The organism is Desulfomonile tiedjei DSM 6799 (assembly GCF_000266945.1).
GTDB classification, from domain to species: Bacteria; Desulfobacterota; Desulfomonilia; order Desulfomonilales; family Desulfomonilaceae; genus Desulfomonile; species Desulfomonile tiedjei.
On the sequence record NC_018025.1, the window covers coordinates 3,873,112 to 3,891,028 of the forward strand.

The following is a 17,917-nucleotide window of genomic DNA, read 5'->3' on the forward strand; positions in this document are numbered from 1 at the left end:
GACATGGCGGAATATATGGACAATATAGCACTCACAGCCCTTTCAAAATCGTCCGGTTGAGCGTCAAAAATCGGTCCAGGGGACCTGGACAAAGCGCTCTGTGGACTGGAAGTGCCGCACGATCCGAATGTCCTGGTAGGGTTTTCCGGATCTGAGGATGCTGGTGTGTACAAATTGAGCGATGATACCGCTATTGTCCAGACACTTGATTTTTTTACCCCTATTGTTGACGACCCCAAAATTTTCGGCATGGTTTCCGCGGCAAACTCCCTGAGTGACATTTACGCGATGGGAGGACGTCCCATCACTGCAATGAACGTGGTCTGTTTTCCCATAAAGAGACTCAGCTTGGATACGCTCAGACAAATCCTCGAGGGGGGACTCCAAATACTTCGCGAAGCCGGGGTGGCTCTCGTGGGCGGTCATAGTGTGGAAGACGACGAACCGAAGTACGGTCTTTCGGTTACCGGTCTTATTCATCCTGAAAAAATCATGACGAACGGCGGCATACAACCGGGCGATCGGCTAATCCTTACCAAAGCTCTGGGAACGGGAGTAATAGCTACCGCGCTCAAGGCGAAACTGGCCACACCTTCATCCATCGAGGCAATGGTGAATTCCATGTGCACCATCAACAAAATTGCTTCCGAGGTGGCAGTTCGATTCGGCGTTAAGGGTTGTACCGACATTACCGGATTCGGGCTCGTCGGACATCTCGTCGAAATGGCAAGAGCTGGTCAGGCGCGGCTCCGCATACGAGCCAAGAACGTTCCTCTTCTGGAGGGTGCACGGGACGCGGCATCTATGGGATTGGTTCCAGCGGGAGCTTACGGAAATCGTACGTTTTTCGCAGAATGGACAACGCTGGATCCAGCCATACCAACGGACATTGCAGATCTCCTCTTCGATCCTCAAACGTCGGGCGGACTCGTGATGGCTATTCCGGAAGAGAAAGTTGCAGAATTTGTCGCGGCTCTGTTAGCAGAAGGAGTGAATGTCGCGGCAGAAATCGGCGCGGTTGAGCGATCCGATACACTGGGACATGTGGAATTTTACTGGGAGTAATGATCCAACCTTATTCCAATACAATTCTTTAAACTGAAGTCAAAACGGGGAATACGGAATCAGAGCTTAGTTGACGGGGAGTTCAAGGAATGGTTTCGGGGTGATACTACCATGCCTCGGTACCTGTGGAGGACCGAGTAATACGATTTCGCAGTTATACAAATAAGATAGCGAAGGCTGGGGGTGTCCTGAGCGAAGTGATTAGACGGCTCTGCGTCGCCCGAAGCGAAGGATACCTGCAGCCTCCCGGATTATAAAAAGAAAAGCGAATCAGTATAATATCACCTTCGGACTAGTGTCCTGACTGCCCCCAGTCTCGTTCGATCGCATAATTCAAGAGACGATTAATCAGAGCTTCATCCGCAGGTGGGACTGGCAGATCCGGAAGCGCACGATCGATGTTGGTACGCTCGAACACCGGATTATTGGAAAAATGAAAGAGAATCGTCTGCATCTGACGCCAGACCATGCGCTCCACCCTGTTTCTCGGCTGCGTGAAGGGTGCTCCGGCACCGGCAAAACGGAATCCTCCGAGATTGAACCTGCGGCAAATCAGATCGAGGGTCCATTCATGAGTGGGAGGAGCCGGATGGGTCAGGTGGAAAATCTTCCTGTGATTTTCGGGATTCTCGATCAGTCGAACAGCAGACTTGGCTACGTAATCCACAGGAATTATGTTCGTTGTCCCCGCGGCGTCAGCCGGAATGTTTATGTTCAGGTCTCTCCGATTGTAGCCCGCATCCTCTCCCATGAGCCGGTCGAGAAGATGCACCGCCTGGAACAAAATGTACCAGCCGGTAAATGAGGTGCATCGCCCGGTTTCCGAATGCCCGACTATGATTGCCGGTCTGAGAAGCGTGGCATCTCCCATCCACAGTTGTTCCGACTCCCATTTGCTTTCTTCATACACATTGACGAAATCACCTCTGGGATGATTCACTTCCGCCATGCTCAAACCATTAATAAATCCACACACGTAAGCAGTACTAATCAGATGGACGTTCATCGGTTTGCGCTCGACGAGTTTCCTCAGAACCCGAGCACTACCGAGGTTGGTTCTCAGAGGTTCCCCGGTTTCATCCATGTGAAGCCGTGTGGATGCAGCACTATGGAGAAGATTGTCCACATCTTCCAGACCTTCACACTCTCTGCACCAGTCCTCCCATTTGTCTGAGGCGTCCAGTATTTCGCCTTTGAACCAGCGCAGACTTTCCGAGCTTCTCGGCAAATTGAGGCTGCTCAAGAACCTGATTGTGTCTAATTTCCGGGATTCGCTGCGATATAGGGCCCACACTGAATGCCCTCTCTCCAGGAGTTCTGCCAAAAGATACTCTCCCAGGAAACCTGTTGCTCCTGTGAGGAGAACTTTCATGGATCCGCTCATTCAATGCTCCGAATTCTTGTAGAATAATGAGAAGTGCCTGGTATCGTAAGCCTCCAGGCAATCGAATTAGTCTAGCGGATACCAAACCTTTATGCAAGCGCAAAAGAGCCGCCGGAGTAGCCGTTCAGTTACGCGGGGCAGAGGAGATCTTCTTCTGGGAATCATGATACCACTGACTTTCAAAATCCCCCCTACCCCCCCTTTATTAAGGGGGGATTGGCACGTGACTGCTTTAGCCCCCTTTTATAAAGGGGGGAATGGGGGGATTTTTCCCACGCATAACTGAATGGATACCCGCCGGAGCACCTATTCGGTCACACATGGGAGAGGTTTCTTCAGCCCCGAAGAGGGGGCTACCCAGCAGTAACCGTGGGTGCAAACCCACGGAAGTGGAACGGCAAATCCTTCGTCTTCAGGACCCTGAAAGGGTCCACCAATAACATTTGGGAATCATTGCCTGTTGGTCGACCCTTTCAGGGTCGTTGAACCATGCTTATGAAAATCGCGCTGTCCACGGGTTGACGAGGCTGTCTCAAAAGTCGAAATTTATCCCAGATCGTGGCACGATTTTTTCATCATCTTCACGGCCTGATTGTAGGGGCGCCCCTCGTGGGTGCCCGGTAGTGACCGGCCTCCGTGCCGGTCATTGCAGGAGGGCAGGCACGAACCTGCCCCTACAAGGACGATGAATCGTGGCACGATTTTTTGTGGATTCATGATTTTTGAGACACTTTCTGACACCCGTGGCTACTATTGAGCCGCCCTTCCAGGGCGCAGAATCCCAAGTGCCCGCTTGTAACTGAACGATTGCCCACCGGAGCACCTATTCGGTTATTCGGAGAAGAGCCGGTTCAGCATCCCGGTGAGATGAACTCAATGCATCCCCGTAATCCTTTTGAATGGACCCGACCGCCTACCCCTTTCAACTGAAGATCCGTAGTATTGCCAAAACTGTCAGTACATGCTATTTCCCCTGTGGGCAACGTATTTAAAGAGATGATTTCATTCAGACTAATCAGTGCGTTGGCTCCAAAAGACCTTTTGGGACTTCCAACTTTGGTTGGATATGCTATAGTAAAAGTTTGACTTAATGCCGAAAAAGGTGCGTACGAATGGACCGCTACTCCGATACTCCTTTCATTGCTTTTGTATGGCAACCAACACACATCAAATCGTCTGTCGTAGAAACGGCACGCCAAACCGGAACACGAATTATTTTCGATCTTTCGCATGGAAACTGGAACGCTTCCGGGATTTCACTTCTCCAGGCCGATGCCGACCCGAATCACGTGCATCTGAAGCTCCCCCAAACGGCCCTCTCCGATCCTCATCTCGAAGAGTTCCTGCAGGATACGGGCTTGCGCACGGTATGGATTGAGCTGCATCCGTACGTGTCACCGCAAGAGCTTACCGGTCATCTCGACAGTATTGCATCCTTTCCGGCGGAGTTTCAGATCGTTCCCATCGTAGGAGACGTTCGCCTTTGCAGAGACATTTTGTTCAAGTATCCGGAAATTCGATCGATTGCCCTGAAAGGAAGCGAAGCGTCCGGATTTGTGAGCACGGAAACTATATTCAGCCTGTACTCGTTCGTTCGGAAGTTGAGTCCTTCTCTGTCCGAGCCGCCGCAATTCTCCATCTGGGGTGGAATAGCTACTCCGGAAGCGGCTGCAGCATTCCTGGCGGCAGGCTGTGGCGGGATAGTATGCGAGAGCGTTCACTGGTTGACCGATCTGGCTGCTGCGGACAATGCCGTATCGCAGAAAATAGCGAATCTCCGGCCCGATCATACGGATATCGCAGGTATGTCGCTCGGCGTACCATGCCGGTTCTTTAATAAAGGCAATTCAAAGGCAGTAAAGAAGCTCAAAGATTTCACCGGTTCCTTGTGTGGCTCTGAAATAGGTGACCAACAACGGCGATTCTTTACCGAACAGGTCCTGTCACAATGGGTTTCTCCGCTGGACAGCACCTTTTCCCGCGATGAGTTGATTCCTCTCGGCGTGGAGGCTTCCTTTGCGCAATCGTTCGTCCAGCGCTTCGGTTCCGGAACTGAGGAGAGCATTACAAATTTCCTGGAAGCTGTAGACACGTGTCTTTCACTTGCGCCCGAACGCGCGGGAGCATTTGCTGCGAGTCGCATTGCCATGGAAATGGGCACTGCGTACCCGTTTATCCAGGGAGCAATGTCATGGATAACGGATAATCCGGAATTCGGCAGAAAGATTGCCGATGCAGGCGGTCTCCCCACCATTGCGCTCGGGATGATGGACGAAAGAGTCCTTGAGGAAAAACTTGGTGGAATCGCTGAGTTCATGGGAGACAGGCCTTATGCAGTAAACATGATTGCTCTGGCCGAAAATCCTCACCGAGATGTGCAACTTGCGTGGATTCGGAAGATCAAACCGCGTTTTGCCGTTATCGCTGCGGGGGAACCATCTCATGCTCTGGAGTTCATGAAAGACGGCATCGAGCCGATTTATATCGCGCCGAACGAAGAGCTCCTGAAAATGGCTTTCGATACCGGCATTCGGTACGTGATCTGCGAAGGTCATGAAGCCGGCGGGCATGTGGGACAGCACAGTACGGTTACACTCGCCCAGATGATTGCCGATCTCAAGTATCGCAATCCCGACCTCTTCAAGGATCGCAGGATCATCCTGGCAGGTGGAGTCTGCACGCGTGAGACCGCTTTCATGGCATCTATGCTGGGAGCCGATGCCGTCCAGATGGGGACCGTGTATCTTGCCACGGATGAAATCGTGAATACAGGTGCCCTATCGGAAATCTACAGGCGGATGATCCTGAGTGCCGAGCCCGGTGGAACAGTGGTTACGGGAGAAGGCACCGGTCTCAGAGTCCGTTCTCTGAAGACTCCCAAAATAGACGCAATCTGTTCTCTTGAACGGGATTTTGCTTCCGGGTCCGAGGACGAATCATCGTTCAGGCACAAAATAGAGGCACTCAGCGCGGGTAGTTTGTTCATTGCAGCTCGTGCAATGGATCGTCCGGGTGGGACGGTTCTCGATGACACCAGTTGCATAACGCAAGGACAGTTCATGAGCGGCGCCTGCTCCGGAGTAATCGAAAGGGTAATGTCCGTAGCCGAACTACATCAAGAGCTTGCTTCGGCACCACTGGCGGAAGGACTGCCTGTGACAGGTCCGCTTCGCTCCCAGTCCCCTACCCGACCGGAACTGGTTGAAATCGTCGAGCCTCGTCGCCAATCGATTGCTGGAGCAATCCAGATTTCCGGTGGAGACAGACAGGTCGAAAGAATCGCCATTACCGGCATGAGTATCGTGAATTCATTGGGGAATAGCCCTAAAGAAGTATGGGCTGCGAGTCTCGGCATGAAATCCGGCATTTCTCCGGTTCCGAATACCAGGTGGAATCACGAGCTGTTCTTTCATCCTCGTCCACGCATGCCGGAAAAGACCTACTGCAGATTCGGAGCTTTCCAGAACATCGACGTCACACGAAAGGACATCGGAGTCCCTCCCCAGGATTTCCGAACCATGACCGACGCCACCAAGATCAGCATGTGGCTCGCGCGGAATGCTGTGGAGGAATCGGGAATTCTCGATTCAGACATTCCCCGGGAGCGCATTGCGGTTCTCATCTCCCAGAACTCCGGCGAAGCTGCAGCGACACTCCAGGACGTAATTATACGGGGTGCTCTGACGCAAATCGTTTCCGCAGTCAAGAGCGTGCTCCCCATGGATTCAGCGATGGAGGAGGCAGTCTCTGAAGCGGTCAAATCAGGGCGAATAGCGATCGATGACACCACGCTCCTTGGAAGGCTTAATTGCTCTGCAGGCGGCTTCATCTGCAACAAATACGGCTTCATGGGGCCGAGCTTTTCTGTTTCCGCTGCATGCGCAACCGCTCTGGTGGCGCTCTACAGTGCGGTTCAGATGATACGCAACGGCATCATTGATGCTGCTGTAGTGGGAGGAGGAGAAGAATTCCTCACCCCCATGCATTTCCTTGAATTCTCTGCACTGGGTGCTTTGGCAGGTCTCTCGGGAGTCGAGCGAGTGCCGGGAGAAGCCAGCCGACCTTTTGACGCGGATCGTGATGGTATGGTCCTGGGCGAAGGCGGCGGCATGATCGTGATCGAACGGGAAAGCGTTGCCAAGAAGCGTGGAGCGAACATTCACGCGTACATCACCTCCATGGGGGCCAGCAACAATAACCTGGGAATGGTCGAGTCTTCCCGGACGACTCAGGAGATTGCCATACGGTCTTCTTTCCGGGACACCGGATACGGACCGGACACGGTAGACCTCATTGAATGTCACGCCACGAGTACACGCCAGGGAGATGTGGAAGAGGTTCAGGCGCTCAAGCCTTTTTACAATGGCGACAGCCGCACGGTGCTCACATCTTTCAAGTCACAGATCGGGCACACTCTGGGCGCATCCGGGATCAACAGCCTGATTCGGGGCGTTATGGCCATGAAGGCCGGGATATTGCCCGCAACATTGAACTGCCACACTATCGACCCGGAGACCGGTATTGAAGGCACGGGAATTAACATTCTTTCCGAACCTGCCGAGTGGAACACTTCTAATGGTAGGCCCAGAAGATTTCAAGTAAATGCATTTGGTTTTGGAGGTTCCAATTACGTGGTACAGCTTGAACAATCTTTGAGTTCTCGAGACACAGTCCTCGTCGCGACACCTATGGAAAAATCGATGGAAACCGACGCAGATCTTCTCCCCCGGGGAATATCCTTCTACGAAACCAGGATCGGCGAAAAGAACTACCGGGTCTCGGTAGTAGCCGAATCAGACCAGAAGGCCCGATCTCTCATTGCTTCAGCGGAACCTCTGACCGATCCCGGTCCTGTTGCCGCAAAGCGCATAAAAGTCCTGGCACGACAGGGAATCCATCTCGGCCCCGCAGACGTTCCTCCCGTACCACTTGCCTTTGTATTTCCGGGACAGGGTTCTCACTACGCGGGAATGAGCTATGAGCTGTATCAGACGTTCCCGATAATTCGAGAATGGATGGACCGCGCGGCTGACGTAGCCGACTTCGATATTCTCAACTTGATTTTTCATGACCGGGAGGAGGATCTTCAAAAGACCCGCTGGCAGCAGCCTGCCCTTTTCACCATGGAATACGCCATGGTGCAATATCTCATTTCATTGGGAATTCGGCCGACAGCCCTTGCCGGCCACAGTCTCGGCGAACTGACGGCCCTATGCCTGGCTGGAGTGTACTCCTTCGAAGACGGCTTCCGCATCGTAAACAAACGTGCAATCTGTATGGATAAAGCATGCACCATGAATGTGGACCCCGGAGTCATGATGGCAGTGGACGCCCCGCAGGAAGTGGTGGAAGAAGTCCTGTCCAGAGCCAATGATGTGTACATAACCAATCTCAACTCCAATCATCAGATTGTAATCGGCGGAAATTCCGAGAAAATCAAAGAAATCGGAGTCGAGCTCAAGGCAAACGGCTTCAGGAACACGTTGCTCCGGGTCAGCATGGCTTTCCACTCTCCAATTATGAAATGCATTCATGATGAGTTGGACGAATTTATCGCTGATATCCCGTTTTATCCTCCTCAAATCCCGGTAATCTCCAATACAACAACCGAGCCGTTTCCACCGGATTCAACCGAGATCAAGCGCATAGTTATGGCACATCTGGAATCTCCGGTTCACTGGATGAATAATGTGCGAACTCTGTGGAACGATTACGGAGTGCGCCTCTTTGTTGAGGTGGGTCCGAGGGACATTCTCAGCAACCTCATTTCAGACACGATCGAACAGGCTGAGTGTTTGCAGACCTGCTTGCCCTCCGTCGAAGCCGTGATGTACAAAACCGCACTTGCTCAGCTCTTTGCTCGGGGACATCTCCCGGTAGGAAAAAAGCTGCACTCGGTGGAATTCCCCAAAGCGGGCAAAATTGCCGAAAAAGTTCCTGTTGCGAGCACTCAGACTCAGGTGGCGCAAGTTCAGCAGGCTGTCAATCCGCCTGCAGTACGCTCCTACGCGACGGCTTCTCATCCTATGGAGGAGATAGTCCACAGAGAGATAGGAGCATTCGTCCTTGAGAGCTTCGGTCGTTTTCTGCGGCCCGGCATTCTCTCCAGTATCCGGAAAGAGATCGATCCGAACTTTGATGAGGCAGCACTCGATGCGCTGGTATCGAGGATGTTTCCCCGCTCGGAAATTCCTGTGCAGATAGTGCATCAACAGGAACCGATAGTAGTTTCCGTGCAAGAATCACCGGCCCGAGAGGAACTGCCCGAAGCGGAAACACCGGAAATGAACCGTCTTGACACTACGGAGATGGTGATACGCATCATTATGGAAGCAACCGGGTACGACCGAGATGAAATCGAACCCGACATGGATCTCCGAGAAGATCTCTCCATCAGATCAAGTCGGCTGCCGGTGATCATGGATTCCGTGGAAAGCCATTTCGGGATCAAGATCGAGCTGGAAGATTTCATGGATGTCCGCACAATCAGGGACATCTCCGACCGCATAGCCCGAGTAATGTCACGCCAGAAAGAAAAGACGGTCGGCAAAAAGGAACATGTTGCAGCTCCACAAACTGCTCCGACAGTCACCGAACCTGCCCCGATTGAAGAAAAACAGCCGATTAAACGTTTGACGTTCAAGCATGTGCCTCTCGATATGGGGAGCTTTCAGCCTGTTGAACTGAGTCCTCTTGATTGCGTGAGCGTCTTTTCGCCTACCGCGGGAACGGGGATCAGGAAGCAATTAGGGGATGTTTTCCGACGGGATTACGGAGTGAATATCGTTCCTGTGGCTTTCCTGGATAGCGGCTCAGAGGGAGAAGGTTTTGACTTTCGATCCTCATCGGAGGCGGATTCCGCTGTACAGCATTTGTCCGAATTCGAGTCTCTGGCAGGCTTGGCTTTCGTGATAGATGAAGCGTTCGATGAAAGAGTCACGGAACTCCAGGATCTGTCAACCATTCTCACGGGATTCTTCTCCGCTCTAAAAGTACTGTTGTCATCTCCTGCCAAGAAATTTGCCATCCTGGTGAACAAGTCGGAAAACCCGAACGGTTTGGGTAATCTCCTTGCTGAAGGTGTTTTGGCCATGTTCCTGAGTGCAGCCCAGGAATACTCGTCCGTTCAGTTCCGTTCCGTAAAGCTTGATTCTGACGTAGACGTCAGCACTGCAATTCGCGGCGCTCTCGACCGGAGTCAGAAGGTCATAGAAACCATTCATAAGGAAGGCCAAGTCTTCACCCTCGAAGCATCACCGGAAAACACTGTTCTACAAGACGAGCAACGTTTCACTCTCACTTCAGATGACGTAATCGTATTCTCCGGCGGCGCTTCGGGTATTACTCCTTTCATCGCACTCAGTCTTGTGCCTTTTGGCTGTAAAATGGTCATGTTGGGACGAACCGCACTGACGTCCCAGGATGAATCTAACGTCTCAGAGAACGGCAAAGCAGCGGAGATTCACGAGACCATGCAAAAGTTGCGGACCTCGGGAATTGAAGCTACTTACATAAGCTGCGACGTGGCCGATCCTGTACAGGTGGAATATGCATTAAGGGAAATCGTCTCCAGATACGGCAAGATTGATGGAATCGTGCATTCCGCGGGAATTCTACGAGACAACTTCATAGCACAAATGAGCCCTGATGATTTCAAATCTGTGATCGCAGTGAAATACGAAGGCGCACTGAATCTTTTCAATGCATCCCGAGATCTGGGCCTCAAATTTTTCGCGTGTCTCTCATCTGCTGCATCGATTCAGGGCAATCCCGGTCAATCCAATTATGCTGCGGCAAACAGAATGATGGCAGCGCTCATGACCCACTGGCGCGGGCTGAACAATTCGGTGCTTTTCAAAGCTTTTGTGCTGCCCCCCATAGAAGGGGCCGGAATGGCGGAAAATCCCGACATTCGTTTGTTCATGAAACGTATGAACGCCCAGTACGTTCACGCCGAAGAATTGGCTTCCCTTGTGGCGAGAGAACTTTTCGTGGCTTCTCCTGAGGATATCTGGGTCCTCTTCATGCGATCCCTCCCGGATGTCTGCACGGTCAGACTGATTTCCTCAGGACCGGAAGCCGGGGAAAACATGGCTGCAGGGACAGTGGAATTCACGAAAAGCATGTTTCCCATGGTTGACTCGGTGAAGCGACTTGACCTGGCACGAAAGGAATTGGTTGCCGAGCGGGCGTTCTCTCAGGAACGCGATCTTTGGGTATCGGATCACAAACCGTTCAAGTTCTTGAAATATCCGTTGGTTTCCGCAATCATGGCGATCGAGACATTCATGGAAGCATCCACGATTCTCTATCCTCATCTCAGGGTGAAGGGTGTCCGCGACGCTCAGTTCCTGAACATTATCGAATGTCCCCCCGGAAAAGAGCGAACTGCAGAGATTTGTTGCCGCAGTGCGTATGAACGAAGCGGAGAGGCTGCCTGCGACGTCTCTCTCGCGACCAGGGAGATTTCGCCCACGGGACGTATTGTGGACCGTGTTCATGACAACTACAGGGCGACAGTTATCCTAGGAACTGCTACAATGAATCTGCGGGAATTGGAGGATTTCGCTCCTATTGACTCCGCTGTTCTGGACACGCGTCCTATGGACCATGAAGAAGCAATTAACTGGTACATCGACAGGACCGATATGCAAGATCGTTATCGAGTAATGGAAGCCCTGGACGGCACCTGTGAAGGCGCTGTCAAAGGCAGAATGGTTTATAGTATTTCCCGGGATTTTTCCGGAACTGTGGAGTCTCGATATCATTATTCACCATATTTGCTTGAAGCGTTAATGCAGCTTGTAAACTTCTACATTATCATGAGACAACCATCGGAAAAGCGCTCCATGATTCCTGTTCGCATCGGCGAAATGGGATTCTTCAGGAATTGCTTCGATGGAGAAATCATCACCCTTGAAGCAAGAATGAAAAGCAGGAACGATGAAGGTATCGGCTGGGATACGAGAGCGACCGATCAAGACGGTAGGCTGGTGATGTACACGAGAAATCTGATGATGCGCTGGTTTTCGAAATGAACGTTTCCGCAAGAGGAGCAGGTTTGCGCAGAGGACTTCTCCCCGTAAATCAACTCGACGCCGTGAGCTTCCTGAAACTGGGAGGTCGATTTACCGTTTACGGCTGTTTCGAAGGCAATGAGATTAGCAAGCGACATGCCGAGAGAATAAAGGAACTCCTGGCGCATCGTTTGTGGCATGAACTCAGCACTCGAAATCTCTGCCCGCCTCCGGACGGATCGCTGAGAATTATCACCTCTGCACTTGGTAAGCCCGCAGTAATGGCCGGAAACAGGATCGGACCGCCAATCTCTTTTTCCCGTTCCGCTGGTTCGATTCTGGCAGCAGCGTGTGCATCAGGCCCACAAATAGGGCTTGATTCCGCGAGTCCTGCGGAATTTCCTCACGGATACCCGGTCTGGAAAATCTGCTACCCCCATGAATGGAGCGATGCCCTTCGAATCACCGGAGGAGATCCCCACAAAGCGGCCTCCCTTCTCTGGTCCGTAAAGGAGTCTTTCGCGAAAGCTCTGGGGTCCGGATTCCACCTTTTCGATGCACTCAGCGTGCTCGCAGAGTATACTTCCAAAGATAACGAGACCTTGTGCTTTAAATTATGGTTGAACGATAAAGCGCGGGAAAAAATATGCACGTTCAGTTCGCTGTCTCAGTGCCGGCAAAGGAATGGACGCCATTTCGATCTACCCGAACGGGAAAACCCCCTCTTCTCTAATATTGAATATACCCCGGGAATGGCCTTCGCGAGATATGTTAAGCAGAAATTTGCCTGGTTGACCGTTACGTTTATTGATACTCCCTTCTCTCCGTGATAAAGGAGGAAGCCGTTTTTTTGCGTTTTGGTTCAGGGGTAGGTATTGTGCGAATTCTTCTCATAAACAGCAATCGAAAAGAAGATCTACTGGCGGCTCCACCGCTGGGCATCTGCTACGTGGCTGCGGCAGCGGAATCAGCCGGGCACGAGGTGAGTGTACTCGATTTGTGCTTCGCTCCACGAAACTTCGGCCGGAAACTGGAACAGGCAATCAAGGATTTTCATCCTGAAATAATAGGCATTTCCGTCAGAAACATCGATAATGTCAATATGCTGCATTCCATAAATTATCTGCCCGAGATAGTGCAAATAGTGCAGCAAATCAGGAAATGTACCAATGTGCCGGTGGTAGTGGGTGGCTCTGGGGCAAGTTTGATGCCTTCCAGGATACTAAGGCTTCTGAAAGCGGACTATATTGTCGTGTCCGATGGAGAAGCAAGCTTCGTGCGCTTATTGGAAGCGCTGGAAAAAGGCGATTCCCCGGCAGGAATACCCGGCGTCGGTACGATGGAGAACGGCAAATTCATCCTCACCAAGCCCCAGCTTCCGGATTTCAATTCCATAAAGACTCCCGACCTGGGAAAATGGATCGATTTGCGGCCGTATCTCAAAATAGGGAGCAGCTATAATATCCAGACTAAGAGGGGCTGCAGACAACACTGTATCTACTGTACCTATAATCAGTCCATCGAGGGGAACAGACTGCGCCTGCGATCTCCCGTTGACGTAGTGGATGAAATTCAGGATGCACTCTTTCGCTACGGCCCCAAATCATTCGAGTTTGTCGATTCGGTGTTTAACGATCCATTGGATCATTCCGCCGCAGTTCTCGAAGAAATAGCGCGAAGACCCTGGAAAGCCGAATTCACCGCAATGGGGATGAATCCCAAAAACCTTGACGGCACGTACCTTCGCCTTATGTGGAGGGCCGGATTCCGGGCATTTATGATAACTCCCGAATCGGCATCTCCGACAATGATCAGGAGCTATCGCAAGGGCTTCGATCCGGATGAAGTGTTTCACGCAGCGGAGGCAATCAATAGAACGGAATTTGCTGCCTGGTGGTTTTTTATGATCGGAGGTCCGGGCGAAACCAACAAGACGCTCAAGGAGTCTCTCGATTTTGCCTTGAAGTACTTACAAAAGAACGGACGCCCGGTGACACACGTTGCTCATTTTTTCACAGGAGTGCGAGTATACCCCGGGACGACTCTCTGGGACATCGCATGCAGAGAGGGCTTTGTCTCGGCTGATACGGATGCGGCCACAGCTTTATGGTATCTTTCGGAAGATCTGGATCTCGATGAGGCAGTGAAGCAAATGTCAGAGGCTGCTGCAAGCTGTCCGGAAATATATCTGGGTTTTGACGAACGAGTCCTGGTATTCTCCAAGGTCGCAGCTTTCGTGTTCAAGATGCTGAGACTCCCGAGACCTTATTGGCGATACTTTCGCGCTGCCAACAGCTTGGGTTTGAGCACGGGAATTCGATTCATGTTCAGGCCGCGGGATATTGCCGGACTGCTCAAAGATTCTTTGCGCAAACAGGGATACGCCGGACGTTTGCTCCGTGATACGGTCTCGTGAGTTCGAATGAGGCTTGCAGCTAGGCTTTTATTACGGAAGTCGAAGAAATTTCTTGCCTTTCCTGACGTGCATTGATATAAGTAACAGACTTCTTTTTGCTTTATTTTTGGGAGGGCATGATGACACTGACAAAGGCTGACATTGCGAAGAAAATCGCAGACGATTGCGGATTTATGAAAGGTGAAGCCACCGAGATCGTTGAAAAATTGCTGGATATAATCAAGCAGAAACTTATCGAAGGCGAAGACGTAATGATATCGGGTTTCGGAAAATGGACTGTTAAATCCAAACATTCGCGTCGTGGAAGAAATCCGCAGACCGGTGAAGAATTGATCCTCGATGCACGCAGAGTAGTGACGTGGAAATACTCACCCGTCCTGAAAAAAGCTGTGAATTCTTTTGTCTCCAAGTAGGTCTCGGCAATTCAACCTCACCGCTTTGGCCCGAGCAATGGAAGCCAATTTTCCTCGACTCGTAAGGCCTCTGAACGTGATGCATAGAGCAGGGATGCGTCAGCCGGTACGGCAAGATGTGATAAGGGATTGGCCGATTCCGATTATCGGGTAAAGAAATGACAGTAAAGAGCGAACAAGCTCGGTTAAAAGTCCCGCTCAACAGTTTTCTTGCGGATTTTAGCTCCAGTCTGTCGGATCAAGAGCTAAGAGATAAATACGATTTATCGGCAAAAGCTTTTGTGAGTTTAATCAAGGCCTTATTGACTAAGAATGTCATAAGCCCTCTGGATCTTGAAAAACGCAAAGAAATGGCTGTTCGCAGGGATCTGGCCAAGGAATCCCAGTTCCTTTCCGGGCTCTACATCTGTCCGAATTGCAGTCACCCGCATCCCAGCCCTTTTGCACGATGTCCTGCCTGCGGTGCAGTTCCAGCGGAAGTTGCACCGTCTCAAGAAGTGATGGAAAACTTGAGCGCTTCAGGCGATCACTTCTACATTGATGAGAGCAAAACGGTCCGGGTTCGCAAGCGCCAGCAGCAGGACGATTTTCCGCCGACTGAAGAGGTGGAAATATTCCAGGAACCTCCGCAGGATCCGCCAACTGAACTCCTAGCCACCTGTAAGGACGAGGATGATTTTCCTCCAACCGAAGAAATTCGTATTCAGGAAGAACATTCCGAGTCGAAGAAGAAATCCACCACAGATCAGATTCGCTCATTCTTGAACAAGATCAAGAGACCCTGATCCGGCAGTCTCTCCCGTGTCCCTCAAAAGTATCTTGAATGATTCCTCAGATTCTCTCGTCCCGGGTGGCTATAGAGAAGTCCTTAAGATAGCAATTCCGCTGGTTTTATCGACAGCCTCACTCACCCTCATGCTTTTTATCGATCGCCTGTTCCTCTCGTGGCATAGCCAAAGTGCCGTTGCCGCTTCGACTCCCGGAGGGATTACGTACTTTACAATTTGTTCTTTCTTTCTTGGTACCGCACAGTACGTCAATACTCTTGTAGCTCAGTACCACGGAGCCGGAGACAAGCAATCCTGTGCGAAAGCAGTGTGGCAGGGCATATGGTTTTCTGCGCTTTCCGCTCCACTGATCCTGTGCATGATACCTGTGGGAAAGGCGGTGCTCAGATGGGGCGGTCACGGCCCCGAACTCCTGGAATTGGAGGAAGGATTTTTCACTCTTTTGATGCTGGGAGGCATGCTTCTTCCTTTGAATGCGGCCCTTTCTTCTTTTTTCTCGGGGAGAGGACAAACCAATGTGGTCATGTGGGGGAACCTCTTAGCCAATGCCGCAAACGCTGTGCTGGATTACGTCTTTATTTTCGGTCGTTGCGGGATTCCCGAACTGGGAATCTATGGAGCAGGTCTTGCAACTGCTCTGACCAGCGGTGTACCCACGATCTACTGGGCTGCCCTGTTTCTGTCCCGGAGATTTGCAGGCACGCACGGGACGCGAAAAGCTTATGGTTTCGATAAACCGATGTTCGCTCTTCTGCTGCGTTTCGGTTTACCTTCAGGAATGCAGTTTTTCCTGGACGTGGGTTCTTTCACGGTATTTGTCCTTCTGGTGGGAAGGTTGGGTGAAGCAAGCCTGGCCGCGACCAATATAGTCCTAAGCATAGAAATGTTATCTTTTCTGCCAATGGTTGGAATGTCAATCGCTACGTCTATGCTCGTGGGAGCATACCTTGGAGAGGGCAGTCCATACCTTGCGGAAAAGAGCGTCCGATCTTCAATGGTGCTGGCTCTGAGTTATTCTTCCACACTTGCTTTGCTTTATATGATTTTCCCGGGTGTCTTTATCGAAATGTTCCGACCGGAGCACGACGACCAGTTCGGAGCCGTACTTGCCCAGGGCATTCTGATACTAAGGCTTGTTGCGATCTATACGGTATTCGACACCATGTTCATCGTGTACAATGGTGCCCTCAGAGGGGCAGGAGACACAAAATTCACTATGCGAGCCCAGATTTTGCTCGCATGGTTTTTCTTCATTCCCCCGGTGTACTTTATGATTGAATATCTTCAATGGGGACTTGGTATAGTGTGGTTCTGGGCTGTCGTTTATGTGGTTACTTTGGGTTTGGTTTTCTTTTATCGTTTCCGCTCGGGGTATTGGAAGACAATTGATATGATCAAGAGGTAATCATCAGAAACATTGGCACAAATTTGAGGACAATCGCCTGTGGCGTTGCCGTGGTTCTCTCTTGACGGGACGTTCAGGATATGTGTAATATTTCTTTTTCGTAGTAGCTGCCAAACTCCTGACCGCATTACCCCTTTACAGGACAGAGCGGGACTGAATGGCATGGCCGCGTCGCGCGGGTAACCGGACCGTCGACAGGTACTTTGGCATCCTCTACAAACAGGCAAAATGGTCCAGAAGGAGGACTTTGGGGATGGGAAGCTATTTGTTTTCATCGGAATCTGTTACCGAGGGGCACCCGGATAAAGTTGCAGACAGGATTTCCGATACCGTTCTGGATGCGATGCTCGCTCGAGACCCGAAGTCCCGGGTGGCTTGCGAAACACTCGTGACGACCGGTTTGGCTCTTGTTGCAGGCGAAATCACCACCACAGCAATCGTGGACATTCCGCAACTTGTGCGCCAAACAGTCAGGGATATCGGATATACCGACGCTGCCATGGGTTTTGATGCCGACACCTGCGCGGTAATGGTTACTTTGGACAAGCAATCACCCGACATTTCCATGGGAGTCACCGCAGGTGAAGGATTGTTCAGCGAACAGGGGGCAGGCGATCAGGGCCTTATGTTCGGATTTGCATGCACTGAGACACCTGAATATATGCCCATGGCGATCAGTTATGCGCATCAGTTGACCGAACGGCTCTCTCTGGTCCGTAAAGATCGTACCCTTTCTTTCCTCAGACCCGATGGAAAATCCCAGGTCACAATAGAATACAAGAACGGGAAACCGACCCGTGTCGATACGATCGTCGTCGCGGCTCAGCACACTCCCGATGTGACATACGATCAGATCAAAGAAGGCATAATCGAGGAAGTAATCAAGAAAGTTATCCCTGCGGATCTTCTCGACAACACCCGGTATCTCATCAATGCCACAGGAAGATTTGTCGTGGGCGGCCCGCTGGGAGACTGCGGACTCACGGGACGTAAAATCATTGTGGATACGTACGGCGGATACGGAGCCCACGGCGGCGGAGCATTCTCCGGGAAAGATCCGTCCAAAGTGGATCGATCTGCATCGTATATGGCCCGCTACGTGGCAAAGAATGTGGTTGCTGCCGGTCTGGCGGAAAAGTGCCTGTTGCAGGTAGCGTACGCCATCGGGTACCCGGAACCGGTTTCCCTCATGGTAAACTCGTATGGAACCGGAAAAATCGGAGACCAGAAGATTGCTCAAGCAGTTTCGAAGGTATTCAGTTTCAAACCGGCCGCAATCATCGAATACCTCGATCTGTTGAGACCGATTTATTTCAAAACATCTGCCCACGGTCATTTCGGTCGCGAAGATCCGGATTTCACCTGGGAACGTACTGATAAAGTTCAGGAACTCAAGGAAGCGGCGGGCGTATAATGCATGCCGGTCCCG

At 51.4% G+C, this 17,917-nt stretch carries 9 protein-coding genes; 8 read left to right on the top strand and 1 reads right to left on the bottom strand.

Going from position 1 to position 17,917, the window contains the following annotated elements:
• The first annotated feature begins 15 nt into the window (after positions 1 to 15).
• Positions 16 to 1,065, top strand: a complete 1,050-nt coding sequence (selD, locus tag DESTI_RS16385) for a selenide, water dikinase SelD (RefSeq protein ID WP_085930235.1) — start codon at positions 16 to 18, stop codon at positions 1,063 to 1,065.
• A gap of 292 nt (positions 1,066 to 1,357) precedes the next feature.
• On the opposite strand, the gene DESTI_RS16390 is transcribed toward selD, so the two are convergent.
• Positions 1,358 to 2,449 carry an SDR family oxidoreductase gene (locus tag DESTI_RS16390; RefSeq protein ID WP_014811085.1) on the bottom strand — a complete coding sequence of 364 codons (1,092 nt, stop codon included), beginning with the start codon at positions 2,447 to 2,449 and terminating at the stop codon, positions 1,358 to 1,360.
• Between the two features lie 1,112 nt (positions 2,450 to 3,561).
• On the opposite strand from DESTI_RS16390, the gene DESTI_RS29040 reads away from it, so the two are divergent.
• The 7 genes from DESTI_RS29040 to metK all read left to right on the top strand — a co-directional run bounded on the left by DESTI_RS29040 (position 3,562) and on the right by metK (position 17,902).
• A complete protein-coding gene (locus DESTI_RS29040; RefSeq protein ID WP_014811086.1) occupies positions 3,562 to 11,487 on the top strand; it encodes a type I polyketide synthase in 7,926 nt (2,641 codons plus the stop codon).
• A complete protein-coding gene (locus DESTI_RS16400) occupies positions 11,484 to 12,296 on the top strand; it encodes a 4'-phosphopantetheinyl transferase family protein (protein ID WP_014811087.1) in 813 nt (270 codons plus the stop codon). Before DESTI_RS29040 ends, DESTI_RS16400 begins: the two co-directional genes overlap by 4 nt.
• A 20-nt stretch (positions 12,297 to 12,316) precedes the next feature.
• The gene (locus tag DESTI_RS16405; RefSeq protein WP_014811088.1) at positions 12,317 to 13,882 is read left to right on the top strand and encodes a B12-binding domain-containing radical SAM protein; all 1,566 of its coding nucleotides are present in this window, start codon (positions 12,317 to 12,319) and stop codon (positions 13,880 to 13,882) included.
• Between the two features lie 119 nt (positions 13,883 to 14,001).
• The gene (locus tag DESTI_RS16410; protein WP_014811089.1) at positions 14,002 to 14,295 is read left to right on the top strand and encodes an integration host factor subunit alpha; all 294 of its coding nucleotides are present in this window, start codon (positions 14,002 to 14,004) and stop codon (positions 14,293 to 14,295) included.
• Between the two features lie 158 nt (positions 14,296 to 14,453).
• The gene (locus DESTI_RS16415) at positions 14,454 to 15,080 is read left to right on the top strand and encodes a hypothetical protein (RefSeq protein ID WP_014811090.1); all 627 of its coding nucleotides are present in this window, start codon (positions 14,454 to 14,456) and stop codon (positions 15,078 to 15,080) included.
• A 16-nt stretch (positions 15,081 to 15,096) separates the two neighbouring features.
• Positions 15,097 to 16,488 carry an MATE family efflux transporter gene (locus tag DESTI_RS16420; RefSeq protein WP_014811091.1) on the top strand — a complete coding sequence of 464 codons (1,392 nt, stop codon included), beginning with the start codon at positions 15,097 to 15,099 and terminating at the stop codon, positions 16,486 to 16,488.
• 247 nt (positions 16,489 to 16,735) lie between these two features.
• Positions 16,736 to 17,902, top strand: a complete 1,167-nt coding sequence (gene metK / locus DESTI_RS16425) for a methionine adenosyltransferase (RefSeq protein WP_041286256.1) — start codon at positions 16,736 to 16,738, stop codon at positions 17,900 to 17,902.
• Positions 17,903 to 17,917 lie beyond the last annotated feature (15 nt).

What these genes read in the sequence shown, in the direction of transcription:
- DESTI_RS16390 (WP_014811085.1), bottom strand. Translation starts at nt 2,449, where the DNA reads ATGAGCGGATCCATGAAAGTTCTCCTCACAGGAGCAACAGGTTTCCTG.
- DESTI_RS29040 (WP_014811086.1), top strand. Translation starts at nt 3,562, where the DNA reads ATGGACCGCTACTCCGATACTCCTTTCATTGCTTTTGTATGGCAACCA.
- DESTI_RS16400 (WP_014811087.1), top strand. Translation starts at nt 11,484, where the DNA reads ATGAACGTTTCCGCAAGAGGAGCAGGTTTGCGCAGAGGACTTCTCCCC.
- DESTI_RS16410 (WP_014811089.1), top strand. Translation starts at nt 14,002, where the DNA reads ATGACACTGACAAAGGCTGACATTGCGAAGAAAATCGCAGACGATTGC.
- DESTI_RS16415 (WP_014811090.1), top strand. Translation starts at nt 14,454, where the DNA reads ATGACAGTAAAGAGCGAACAAGCTCGGTTAAAAGTCCCGCTCAACAGT.